This window comes from Exiguobacterium sp. KKBO11, from assembly GCF_001644945.1.
Lineage (GTDB): Bacteria > Bacillota > Bacilli > Exiguobacteriales > Exiguobacteriaceae > Exiguobacterium_A > Exiguobacterium_A abrahamii.
In genome coordinates, this window is record NZ_LUCU01000058.1 from 41,758 (window position 1) to 54,556 (window position 12,799).

At 48.4% G+C, this 12,799-nt stretch carries 12 protein-coding genes, 1 rRNA gene and 1 other annotated feature; all 13 genes read right to left on the reverse strand.

The window, feature by feature from the left end; all coding sequences use genetic code 11:
• Entirely contained in the window at positions 1–405 is a 405-nt protein-coding gene (locus AYO36_RS16020; protein ID WP_023466600.1) for a Mini-ribonuclease 3, read from the reverse strand.
• Positions 402–1,799, reverse strand: coding sequence for a cysteine--tRNA ligase (gene cysS / locus AYO36_RS16025; RefSeq protein WP_058705176.1), 1,398 nt, complete (start codon positions 1,797–1,799; stop codon positions 402–404). The genes AYO36_RS16020 and cysS overlap by 4 nt, the downstream gene beginning before the upstream one ends.
• Positions 1,753–2,472, reverse strand: a complete 720-nt coding sequence (epsC, locus tag AYO36_RS16030; protein ID WP_255343794.1) for a serine O-acetyltransferase EpsC — start codon at positions 2,470–2,472, stop codon at positions 1,753–1,755. Before epsC ends, cysS begins: the two co-directional genes overlap by 47 nt.
• 9 nt (positions 2,473–2,481) lie before the next feature.
• Positions 2,482–2,700: a binding site (T-box leader), on the reverse strand.
• Positions 2,700–4,148 (reverse strand): glutamate--tRNA ligase, encoded by a 1,449-nt coding sequence (gene gltX / locus AYO36_RS16035; RefSeq protein WP_023466595.1) that lies wholly within the window; start codon positions 4,146–4,148, stop codon positions 2,700–2,702. It overlaps the preceding feature by 1 nt.
• A 43-nt stretch (positions 4,149–4,191) precedes the next feature.
• Entirely contained in the window at positions 4,192–4,674 is a 483-nt protein-coding gene (ispF, locus tag AYO36_RS16040) for a 2-C-methyl-D-erythritol 2,4-cyclodiphosphate synthase (RefSeq protein WP_029343079.1), read from the reverse strand.
• A gap of 2 nt (positions 4,675–4,676) precedes the next feature.
• Positions 4,677–5,360, reverse strand: a complete 684-nt coding sequence (gene ispD / locus AYO36_RS16045) for a 2-C-methyl-D-erythritol 4-phosphate cytidylyltransferase (RefSeq protein WP_064300985.1) — start codon at positions 5,358–5,360, stop codon at positions 4,677–4,679.
• A 132-nt stretch (positions 5,361–5,492) separates the two neighbouring features.
• Entirely contained in the window at positions 5,493–6,578 is a 1,086-nt protein-coding gene (locus tag AYO36_RS16050) for a PIN/TRAM domain-containing protein (protein ID WP_023466590.1), read from the reverse strand.
• Between the two features lie 127 nt (positions 6,579–6,705).
• On the reverse strand, positions 6,706–8,082 hold the full coding sequence (radA, locus tag AYO36_RS16055) for a DNA repair protein RadA (RefSeq protein ID WP_029343076.1): 1,377 nt from the start codon (positions 8,080–8,082) through the stop codon (positions 6,706–6,708).
• Between the two features lie 76 nt (positions 8,083–8,158).
• A complete protein-coding gene (gene clpC / locus AYO36_RS16060) occupies positions 8,159–10,606 on the reverse strand; it encodes an ATP-dependent protease ATP-binding subunit ClpC (protein WP_023466588.1) in 2,448 nt (815 codons plus the stop codon).
• Positions 10,606–11,679, reverse strand: a complete 1,074-nt coding sequence (locus tag AYO36_RS16065; RefSeq protein WP_064300986.1) for a protein arginine kinase — start codon at positions 11,677–11,679, stop codon at positions 10,606–10,608. Before AYO36_RS16065 ends, clpC begins: the two co-directional genes overlap by 1 nt.
• Positions 11,672–12,100 (reverse strand): hypothetical protein, encoded by a 429-nt coding sequence (locus AYO36_RS16070; RefSeq protein WP_064300987.1) that lies wholly within the window; start codon positions 12,098–12,100, stop codon positions 11,672–11,674. Before AYO36_RS16070 ends, AYO36_RS16065 begins: the two co-directional genes overlap by 8 nt.
• Positions 12,101–12,125: 25 nt before the next feature.
• Entirely contained in the window at positions 12,126–12,581 is a 456-nt protein-coding gene (locus tag AYO36_RS16075) for a CtsR family transcriptional regulator (RefSeq protein WP_023466578.1), read from the reverse strand.
• A gap of 131 nt (positions 12,582–12,712) precedes the next feature.
• Positions 12,713–12,799: ribosomal RNA gene (rrf, locus tag AYO36_RS16080) — 5S ribosomal RNA — on the reverse strand; the annotation flags it as partial.

Here is a 12,799-nt window from a genome sequence, read left to right on the forward strand (position 1 = left end):
TTAGGATTCGTCTGTTTTTTCGGCTTCGAGTAGTTCGAACGCTTGTCCGATGAGTTCTTCAAGGCGATCCCCTCCTTCTGAAAGATAAATATAACCGAGCAATGCTTCAAATGCTGTCGCGTAGCGATACGTGTGGACGTCCGTGCTCTTCGGAACAGAACCGGATTTCGCGTTCTTTCCGCGCCGAACGACCGCTGCTTCTTCTTCCGTCAGCGCATCCGTGTTCAACCAGTGCGTCACGACCGTCGCTTGTGCTTGAGCCCGAACGTACCGGACAGCTGCTTTATGCAACTCGCCCGGCTTCACATAACCTTGTTCGAGCAATCGCTCCCGCACACGAATCTCATAGACGACATCGCCCATGTACGCTAACGCGAGTGCATTCAGTTGTTTGTAATTCTTCATCCGCGCTTCCACCGCATCCCTTGCGCTGTGTCTTCCAGCAAGATCCCTTGATCACGTAGCTGATCGCGGATTGCGTCCGCTCGTGCGAAGTCACGATTTTGACGGGCTGTGTTCCGCTCTTCGATCAACTGTTCGACTTCTTCATCGAGTAAGCCTTTGTCGACTGTCAACGTGACACCGAGGACATCTGATAATTCCGAGAAGAGTGCGAGGAACTGTTCGAGCACCTGTTTCGACACATGTGCTTCTCCAAGGTACAAGTTGGCTTCTTTCGAGAGATCGAATAAATCCGTCACAGCGTTCGCTGTATTGAAATCATCATCCATCGATGTGATGAAATGTTCCTTGATCGCCGCTAGACGATTCAACCACTTCTCGTCACCTGTTCCGAGATCGGCCGTCATTTCAAGGCGGTGTTCGATGTTTGCGACCGATTCCCGAATCCGTGCGAGACCATTCGCTGCTTGATCGATCAGTTCACGACTGTAGTTGATCGGGTGACGATACTGAACCGATAACATGAAGAAACGTAACACCATCGGATCAACCGCTTGGATCGCTTCATGGACCGTCAAGAAGTTACCGAGCGACTTCGACATCTTCTCGTTTTCGATGTTCAAGAACCCGTTATGCATCCAGTAGTTCGCGAATTTCTGTGAGTTGCATGCTTCCGACTGGGCGATCTCATTCTCATGGTGCGGGAACTTCAAGTCTTGTCCACCAGCATGGATATCAATCGTCTCCCCGAGGTATTTCTTCGCCATCGCCGAGCACTCGATGTGCCAGCCTGGTCGTCCTTCGCCCCATGGACTCGTCCATGCCGGCTCACCTGGTTTTGCTGCTTTCCAGAGCACGAAATCAAGCGGATCTTCTTTTTTCTCTCCGACTTCAATTCGTGCGCCTGCACGCAATTCATCGATCGACTGTTGGCTCAATTGACCATAATCCTTGAAACTACGCGTCCGGAAGTAGACATCCCCGCTCGATGCGTAGGCATTGCCTTTTTCGACGAGGACTTCGATGAAGGCGATGATATCGTCCATCGTTTCCGTGACGAGTGGATGGATATCCGCTTTTTGGACATTCAAGGCGCCCGTATCCGCGTGATACGCCTCGATGAAACGTTTCGTCAACGCATGATAGTCTTCTCCGAGTTCGTTTGCTGTCCGGATGATCTTATCATCGACGTCCGTGAAGTTCGAGACATATTTAACTTCGTATCCGCGGTATGTGAAGTAGCGACGGACCGTATCGAAAACGATTGCTGGACGCGCGTTCCCGATATGAATGTAGTTGTAAACCGTCGGGCCACAGACATACATCTTGACCTTTCCTTCTTCTAATGGTTTAAATGGTTCCTTTTTTCCGGTCATGCTGTTGTACAGTTGAATCATGACGTCGCCCTCCTTTAATCCGTTCAATTTCTTGTTTTAATACTTCTAGTTCCATTTCAATCCGCTCTTGGCATTCGCTGACCGGATCCGGGAAACGATGATCAAGTGGTGCTTCGACCTTCATGCCGTCTTGAATGACGACACGTCCCGGAATGCCGACGACAGTCGCATTGGGAGGAACGTGTTTTAAGACGACAGAACTAGCACCGATTTTTGAGTATGCCCCAATCGTGATATCACCAAGGACACGGGCACCGGCAGAGACAAGTACGCCGTCTTCAATCGTCGGATGACGCTTTCCTGTTTCTTTCCCCGTTCCGCCGAGTGTCACGCCTTGAAACAACGTGACGTCATCACCAATGATCGTCGTCTCACCAATGACGACACCCATCCCGTGGTCAATAAAGAATCGGCGTCCGATCGTCGCTCCTGGATGAATCTCGATGCCTGTCAAAAAGCGACTGAACTGCGAAATTAATCGACCGAGTAAGCGGAACTTTGCGTTCCAGAGTCGATGGGCCAGACGATGCATCCAAATCGCATGTAAGCCCGGGTATGTCAAAATGACTTCTAACGTGCTGCGGGCAGCTGGATCTTGCTCAAACACATTGCGGATATCTTCTCGTATCCGTGTCATATACGTTCTCCTCTCCATAAGAAAAAGCGCCTCTATGCATTGCTGCACAGAGACGCTAACGAAGCGCGGTCCCACTCTGTTTGGACGATTGACTCGTCCCTCTCGACGTCCGTTAACGCCGGAGATACGTCTGCGCCTACTCTCACGGATTTCGGGCAGCACTCAGAGGGGCATTTCATGATTCGCTTCTTCAAGCCCTCGCACCATTCGAGCTTGTCTCTGGAGAAGAAGACGCATCGTTACTTTCCTCGTCTACGCTTTCGTTATTCTGCTTCAAGCCGTGCAAGCACACGGTCTTTTCCTAGTAATTGAATCGTGTTCGGGAGTTCTGGACCATGCGTCTGTCCTGTCGTCGCGACACGAATTGGCATGAACAAGTTTTTACCTTTTTGACCAGTCGCTTTTTGCGTCGCTTTGATCGATGCTTTAATCGCTTCTGGTGTCCACTCTTCGAGAGCGCGTAACTGGTTCGCGAATTCTGCAAGTACAGTCGGAACCGTCTCGCCACTCAAGACAGTGTTTGCCTCTTCATCATACACCACTTCGTCCTCAAAGAACATCTCTGAAAGCTTGACGATTTCCGCGCCATGTGTCATCTGTTCGCGGTATAACGCGACGAGATCACGTGCCCAAGCGAGCTCTTCTTCTGAAGGTGACGCTTCGACGCGACCTGCTTCTTGTAAGAACGGAAGACTGGCTTCGAATACTTCTTCGAACGATTGATGTTTCATGTACTGGCTGTTGATCCAAGCTAGTTTGTTTTGGTCAAAGACAGCTGGACTCTTCGAGAGACGATCCGCGTCAAAGATTTCGATGAACTCTTCTTTCGTGAAGATTTCTTGTTCGCCAACTGGTGACCAACCGAGAAGCGTGATGAAGTTGAGCAATGCTTCCGGGAGATAACCGAGTTCTTTATACTGCTCGATGTACTGAATGATCGAGTGATCACGTTTCGAGAGTTTCTTGTGTGATTCGTTGACGATCAATGTCATGTGACCGAACGTCGGGTATTCCCAACCGAACGCATCGTAGATCATCATTTGTTTCGGTGTGTTCGAAATATGATCATCCCCACGAAGAACATGGCTGATCGCCATTAAATGATCGTCGATGACGACGGCAAAGTTGTACGTCGGAATGCCATCTTTTTTGACGATGACCCAGTCACCGAAGTCTTTTGATTCGAACGAGACGTCATCTTTGACGATATCATTCCATGTATACGTGACATCTTCCGGTACACGAATTCGAATCGACGGCGTGCGACCTTCTGCGCGGAACGCTTCTTCTTGTTCTGCTGTCAGGTTACGGTGCGCTCCTGAATAACGTGGTGCTTCTCCGCGTGCGATTTGTGCTTCGCGTTCTGCTTCGAGCTCTTCCGATGTCATGTAGCAACGGTAAGCAAGTCCTTTTTCAAGTAACTCATCCGTGTACTTTTGATAGATATCGAGACGCTCCATTTGTGAATAAGGACCGTACTCGCCACCGCGACCTGGACCTTCGTCCCAATCGACACCGAGCCACTCGAGGTTCTTCATTTGACTCTCGACACCACCTGCGATGTTCCGCTTTTGGTCCGTATCCTCGATTCGTAATACCATCTTACCGCCTAAGTGGCGCGCAAAGAGATAGTTAAATAATGCAGTCCGGGCATTCCCGATATGCAAGTGTCCTGTTGGACTTGGGGCATAACGTACTCGTACTTCTGCCATTGCCAATCACTCCTTCGACTAAAATTCGCTTATCTAGTATACCTTATTCTTCGATTCGTTTCAGTAGAATCACTGCTTGACAAGCGATTCCCTCTTCTCGTCCCGTAAAACCTAACCATTCCGTCGTCGTTGCCTTGACATTGATCTGTTCAATGTCCGCTTCGAGTAATTCCGCGATTCGCGCACGCATCGTGTCGATGTACGGACGAAGCTTTGGTGCCTGTGCGATGACTGTCGCATCTAGGTTGCCAAGCTCATACCCTTGTTGTTTAACGAGCGCGTAGACATGCTGCAGCAATTTTGCTGAATCGGCATCCTTGAATTCCGGATCCGTGTCCGGAAAATGTTTTCCGATATCCCCTGCTGCGATTGCACCAAGTGCCGCGTCGGCAATCGTATGTAACAAGACGTCTGCATCCGAGTGACCGAGCAATCCTTTCGTGTGCGGAATCTCGATGCCGCCTAAAATCAATTTCCGATCCTCTGCAAAGGCATGTACATCAAAACCTTGTCCAATTCGAATCATCGTCATTTCCCTCGTTTCATTAGAATCGCTTCACCGAACCACAAATCGTCCGGTGTCGTCATCTTGATATTTTCGTAGTGACCGTGGACGATCGTTACTTTTCCTCCGTCCCATTCTATCAAACTTGCATCATCGGTTCCTAGGTATTTCGTTGCCGCTTTTTCGTGAACCGTGCGAATCGTCGTAAGATCAAACGCTTGTGGTGTCTGCGCTGCCATCAGGTGTTCCCGCGGGACGGTCTCGCTGATATGGTTCGCTTCAACCCGTTTGACCGTGTCTTTGATCGGTACGGCAAGAATCGCCGCCTGATCTAGGACTGCCGCTTGGACGACCGCATGAATCGCTGCTTGTGAAATGAACGGTCGGGCACCATCATGGATCAGAACGATCCCTTCGCCTTCTAACGCCTCAAGACCACGGAGCACACTTTCCTGACGTTCGGCACCACCCGCGACAAGTCTAATCGATGTCTTATAAGACGCGATAATACTTGTAAACCATTCTTGTTCTAGTGGATTGATCGCAAGGACGATTTCCGTACATGCCGGATCTGCCTCGAAGACATCCAGTGTCCAAGCGATGATTGGACGGTCTCTTAGTTCAAGCATCAATTTATTACGATCTGCGCCCATCCGCTTACCGGCACCGGCAGCGGGGATGACGACGCGATATGTGGCTGTAGACATCCCATTCCCTCTTTTCTCTCTCACTGATCATCGTGATCCATTCCATCACACCGAAAACGGACTCGATCATGAAATCGAATCCGTTGCGGGGTCTATCCGAATGCCTCTCGATGTCTCTCTAGGCATAGTGTCTCATTTTTCTTGTGGTTTCGCAAAAATCATTCGTCCAGCTGACGTCTGCAAGACACTCGTGACGACAACGCCAATCGTTTTCGAAATGAGGTGTTTGCCTCCTTCAACAACGACCATCGTCCCATCTTCGAGATAGGCGATGCCCTGTTTTTGTTCTTTTCCTTCCTTGATGACAAGGACGGTCATCTCTTCTCCTGGAATGACGACTTGTTTGACGGCATTCGCCAGATCATTGATGTTAAGAACAGGAACATGTCGGACTTCACAGACTTTGTTCAAGTTATAGTCGTTCGTGACGACGATCCCTTTGACGAGTTCCGCGAGTTTGATCAGTTTAATATCGACTTCCGGTACATCCTCGAAATCGCCATCATAAATTTCGACTTCGACTCCAGGAATCTCTTGTAACTCTTTTAAGACATCGAGTCCACGACGTCCACGGTTTCGTTTCAACGTATCCGAAGAATCGGCAATGTATTGCAACTCACCGATGACGAATTGCGGGACGATCAGTTTTCCTTCGACGAAGCCGGTTTTTGTGATATCCGTAATTCGTCCGTCGATGATGACGCTCGTATCAAGTACCTTGCTGTTTGATTTAACTGGGACAACGACTTCTGGCGTCGCCTTTTTCTCACTTTGGTTGCTACGTAAGAAGATTTTCGTCAATTCATGACGTTTACGATATCCGACCGTAAAGCCAAGATATCCGAATAACGCGGTCACGAAGATTGTTAAGACGTTACTGAGGACAGGAATACCTACTAAATCAATCAATGTACTGACGAGAAAGGCCAGTACCAACCCAATCAACAAACCAAATGTTCCAAAAAAGAGATCTGCTACTGGGGCTTTGACGAGTCGTTCTTCTAAAAATCGGAGAAGTCGAATTACCGAATCCGTAATGAATAATCCAATTAATAAGAATATGAGTGCACCAATCGTTCCAGTTACGTATTCGCTCATCAACCATGCAGGGAATGTCGTATTCGTTGCCGTTTCAATTAATTGGAAGAACTGAGGAAGCAACAAAATCCCGAGGGCAAGTCCGAGTAATGCAAAAAATACCCGAATGACGATTTTCAATCTTCTCACCTCCTTTGCTTATTTTAAGTTCATTGTAACATGTACTGATTTGAACTACCTACGCCGGAAGGAGGGGAAACTGTTTACATATCCATTACAGTTCCCCCATTTTTTGCGTCATTCCAGCTTAAAACGGAATCGTTTCACGTAATGCTTCGTCCACACTCTCGACACCGACGACCGTAATTCCGTCCGGATACGTCCAACCACCCAAGTTGTTTTTCGGAATGATCGCCCGCGTGAAACCGAGTTTAGCTGCTTCTGCTACACGTTGTTCAATCCGCGATACACGGCGAACCTCACCTGTCAATCCGACTTCACCAATCACGACATCCGTCGGACGCGTCGGCTTGTCACGGAAACTAGAAGCAATTGCCACACAAACCGCCAAGTCAATCGCCGGTTCATCCAGCTTCACACCACCGGCTGCCTTGAGGTACGCATCTTGTGTCTGAAGGAGAAGACCCGACCGTTTCTCAAGCACAGCCATCAATAAGGCTACCTTGTTTTGATCGATTCCGGTCGCCATCCGTCTTGGATTTCCGAATGACGTCGGTGAAATCAGTGCTTGCAGTTCGACAAGGACCGTCCGTGTACCTTCCATGGAAGCGACGATCGTCGAACCGGATACACCGGATGTCCGCTCCTCGAGGAAAATTTCTGATGGATTCAAGACCTCTTCAAGACCAGACTCCCGCATCTCAAAAATTCCGATCTCATTCGTTGAACCAAATCGGTTTTTGACGGCACGCAGAATCCGGAACGTATGATGACGTTCGCCTTCGAAATACAAGACAGCATCCACCATGTGCTCCAGTAAACGTGGTCCAGCAATCGAACCCTGTTTCGTGACGTGACCGACGATGAAGATCGCAATACCGCGACTCTTCGCAATTTTCATCAGCATCGCCGTACATTCACGTACCTGTGTCACACTCCCGGGTGCAGACTGGATTTCATCAATGTAGACGGTTTGAATCGAGTCAATGATTAAAAAACGTGGCTGTTCTTCATCGACGACACGTTCAATCATGTTCATATCCGTCTCACTAAGGACGAACAAATCCTGAGTCGGTAAGCCAAGCCGTTCTGCGCGCAATTTAGTTTGTTTGAGCGATTCTTCTCCTGAGATGTAGAGCACTTTTTCGCCGCGTTGGGCAAGACGTGCACTCGTCTGAAGTAAGATCGTCGACTTCCCGATCCCCGGATCTCCTCCAACAAGCACCATCGAACCTGGAACGATACCGCCTCCGAGGACACGGTCGAATTCACCACTTCCGGTAAAGACGCGACTCTCTTCTTGCGAGACGATGTTCGCGAGGCGCTCTGGCTTCAATTGTTTTGTCGTCGTATGAACGAAAGCGGCACCGCGCCGTCCTTTTTTTTCTTCGACGACTTCTTCGACCATCGTGTTCCATTCCCCGCATCCTGAACAACGTCCCATCCATTTCGGAGATTCGGTCCCACAGCTTTGACAAACGAATTTTGTTTTTAACTTAGCCAATCGATTCATCCTTTCTATTTCAAAAAAAGAACCAGCTTCGCTCAGAAAGTGCGAAAGCTGGCCCTGTGCTCAGTGCTTATTCCGTTGCGGCAGAACTCACGTGATTCCGGCGAACGATGAATTCGTTCTCTTCGACATCAAGCGCAACACGTTCTCCTTTTTGGATATCGCCTGCGAGCAATGCTTCTGACAACCGGTCTTCCGCTTCCCGTTGAAGGGCACGACGGATTGGACGTGCGCCGTACTCTGGATCGTATCCGATATCGGCAATCTTCGAGAGGGCAGCTGGTGTCAATTCGAAATGAATTTCCTGTTCAGCCAAACGTTTTTCAAGGGTTTTCGCCATCAACTTCACGATCTCTTCGATGTGTTGTTTCTCGAGTGAGTGGAAGACGATCGTTTCATCAATCCGGTTCAAGAACTCTGGACGGAACGCCCGTTTGAGTTCTTCCATGACTTTATCTTTCATGTCTTTGTATTCGCGATCCGTATCTTCAGAAACAGCGAATCCGACATATTTATTACGTTTAAGGGCACTTGCACCGACGTTCGATGTCATGACGATGATCGTGTTACGGAAATCAACCGTCCGACCTTTCGAGTCTGTTAAGCGTCCATCATCAAGTACTTGCAAGAGAATGTTGAAGACTTCCGGGTGCGCCTTCTCGATTTCATCAAGTAAGATGACTGAGTATGGTTTCCGGCGAACTTTTTCCGTTAATTGACCGCCTTCTTCGTAACCGACATATCCTGGAGGTGATCCGACGAGACGGCTCGTTGCATGTTTCTCCATGTACTCTGACATGTCGATCCGGATGATCGCATCCTCATCTCCGAACATCGCTTCGGCAACCGCACGGGCGAGTTCTGTCTTACCAACCCCAGTAGGACCGAGGAAGATGAACGAACCAATCGGACGTTTTGGATCTTTGAGTCCGGCACGTGCGCGACGGATGGCTTTTGAAATTGATTTAACGGCTTCATTTTGACCGATGACACGATCGTGAAGGATTTCTTCGAGGCGAAGGAGACGATCCGTCTCTTCTTCCGCGATCTTCGTGACCGGTACACCTGTCCAGTTGGCAACGACTTGTGCGATGTCATCTTTTGTGACTTCAAGTTTTTCGTTGCCTTGTTTATTCTGCCATTCCTCTTTCAAACGCTCAAGCTCATCGCGTAATTTTTGTTCCGTATCACGGAGGCTTGCTGCTTTTTCGAACTCTTGGCTTTGGACAGCTTCGTCCTTGTCCTTGCGGATGCCTTCAAGTTTCGCTTCGACTTCTTTTAAGTTCGGTGGTGCTGTGTATGAACGCAACCGAACTTTCGATGCCGCTTCATCAATCAAATCGATCGCTTTATCCGGAAGGAAACGATCCGAAATGTATCGATCTGACAATGTGACGGCTTCTTGAATCGCTTCGTCTGTGATCGTCACACGGTGGTGTGCTTCATAACGATCGCGAAGACCAAATAGGATTTGTGTTGCTTCATCCGTTGTTGGCTCTGCGACTTGGATCGGTTGGAAACGACGTTCGAGTGCCGCATCTTTCTCGATGTATTTTCGGTACTCATCAAGAGTCGTTGCTCCGATACACTGGAGTTCGCCTCGTGCGAGCGATGGTTTAAGGATGTTCGATGCATCGATCGCACCTTCTGCTCCACCCGCTCCGATCAATGTATGCAACTCATCAATGAAGAGAATGATGTTCCCCGCTTGACGAATCTCATCCATGACCTTTTTCAAACGATCCTCGAATTCACCACGGTATTTTGTACCGGCGACGAGTGTCCCCATATCGAGTACCATGACGCGTTTATTGCGTAACGTCTCCGGTACTTCATTGTTGATGATTTGTTGAGCGAGACCTTCGACGACAGCCGTTTTACCGACCCCTGGTTCCCCGATCAAGACCGGGTTATTCTTCGTCCGGCGGCTCAAGACTTCGATGACGCGTTGAATTTCTTTCGCACGACCGATAACTGGATCAAGACGTGTTTCGCGCGCTTGTTGTGTCAAATCACGAGCAAGACCATCAAGTGTTGGTGTTGCGACACCTGAACCTGCTTGCGACGCGTTTGCTGTCGTTTCGCTGTTCCCGAGCAACTGGAGTACTTGCTGACGGGCTTTTGAAAGACTGATACCCAAGTTGTTCAAGACACGAGCAGCAACGCCCTCTCCTTCTCGAATCAATCCGAGCAAGAGGTGTTCTGTTCCAACGTAAGAGTGACCTAGTTTACGTGCCTCATCCATTGATAACTCAATGACTTTTTTCGCACGTGGTGTATAGTGAATCGTCGTTGCACCATCTTGTCCGCGACCGATTAATGCTTCGACTTCCATCTGAATTTTATCTGAACTGAGACCGAGTGCTGTTAAGGCTTTCGCAGCGATTCCGTCTCCTTCACGTACAAGTCCGAGTAAAATGTGTTCTGTTCCGATATTGTGGTGCCCCAACCGTACTGCCTCTTCTTGAGCAAGTGCCAATACACGTTGTGCACGTTCTGTGAATCGTCCAAACATCATTATGCAAAACCTCCTTGTGTGTGATCCCTGTTTGTCTGTTCGGTTAACATCGTCCGGATTCGTTTCGCCCGTTCGATGTCCCGTTCTCTAGATGTTAATTGTTTCCCGAAATGCTTTTGTAGAAAACCTGTTTGTAATGAAACGAGCAGTTGATGAAAAAGATTTGGAGGAAGATTGACCTCTAGTCCCAGACTGTCTGCTAAGCGAACATCCGATAGTCGTTCCGTTGCTTCCCGCGCTGTAATCAGTCGAGCTGATGTCAGGATACCGTAGGAACGATATAGTCTGTCCTCTAGTTCTTCTTGATACATCTCCAATAATCCTTTTCGTGCTGCCTGTTCTGCTTCAATTAATGCTTCGACGGCAAATTGATAGTCCGTAATCAGCATATCCTCACTTGCCCCAAGCGTCCGTTGGTTCGAAAGTTGGAACATGCGACCAGAGGCATCGCTTCCCTCGCCGTAACGCCCACGAATCGCGAATCCGAGCTGTCGTAAGTGTTTGATATAGCCTTGAATCTGATTCGTCAGGACCAGTCCCGGTAAGTGCAACATCACGGAAGCACGAAGACCTGTTCCGACGTTACTCGGACATGTCGTTAAATAACCAAGCGTATCATCAAAAGCAATTTTAAATCGTTCACTGATCAAACGATCGACTTGTTTTGCGATCCGAAACGCTTCTTCAAGTTGAAGTCCCGGTAATAACGTCTGAATTCGGAAATGATCCTCTTCGTTTACCATGACACTGATCTGCTCATCCTCACTAATGAAGAGTCCTGTCCGTGGATGACTTGCTAACGCTGGACTGATCAGATGCTTTTCTACTAAAGCGGTTCGCGTCAGGACATCTGCTTGATCGACGCGACCAAACCGGAACCCTTTCATCCCGTTTAGTTGGCGTTCTGTCTCTTCAATGAGCGCATTCGCTTGTGTTTCTGACAACATCGTTGAGAACGGATAACGTGTCGTATTACGCGCCAACCGGATCCGTGTCGAAACGACGATGTCGTCAAAGGGAGAAGATTGATTCATCGATTCGCTTAAAGGGTGTTGGAGCAACTCTTCAAACATGACGCAAATCCTCCTCGACACTCTCAATCTGTTGTTTTATGATGTCTGCTTCTTCATAATCTTCTGCTAAGATTTTGCGGTTAAGTTGTTCTTTCAATCGACTGAGCTGCTGGTTCAATCGTTTTTCAACGGATTCCTCATCAGGCCGTGAGCCATAATGTTGCGTATGACCGTGTTGGAACTGACGAACCATGCCGTCGACTTCGTCTTTAAAAAATGAATAACAAGTCGGGCAACCGACTTTACGAAGATGAAGCAATTGTTGACGGGTCATACCACAAGACGGACACGCCGTCCCTTGATATTCACGTGCTAACTCCCGCACACAAACCGAGCATAAGAACTTCTCATCGGTTTCCGATTCTTGTGGAAGTTTGACACGGACGATTGCTTCTCGTTCGCCACATCGTTGACAACGCATCATGCATTCCTCCAATGTCCGACGACTAGAGTCGCTTCATGGTTTGAAGAAGCGTCCGCATCAAGTGGGCACGCATCCGGTGTTGATCTTCGACCGCCATTGGCAAACTCTCTTTTTGCAACAGCGATTGAATCAAAATAGCTTCCCGCCGCGTCAATAATTGTTCGTTCATCAAACGAATCAAATAATCTTCTGCAGCTTGTTCCGTCAAATGATCACCAATCCATGAACTGACTTCGTCTAATAGATCGTGACTATCGAGCACAACGATTTTTTGAATCCGAATGTATCCACCGCCACCCCGTTTACTTTCAACAAAATAACCCTTTTCGACCGTAAAACGAGTATTGATGACGTAGTTGATTTGTGATGGAACACAGTCAAAACGTTGTGCAATTTCTTGACGTTTGATTTCAATCGTCTTTTCGTCGTGTAAAATTTGCTTTAAATAGGCTTCGATGATATCTGTGATGTTTTGCATTGGCACCACCTCTCTGACCATCTTTGACTATTGTTTGATTTAATAGTAATCATCTAAAAAAAGAAATGCAACTGATAAGGCTTTTTAGAAAACACAAAAAGACCGACCTGCAATCTGCAGATCGGTCAAGTGCCTGGCAACGTCCTATCCTCACAGGGGGAAGCCCCCAACTACTTTCGGCGTTCAAGTGCTTAACTTCCGTGTTCGGCATGGGAACG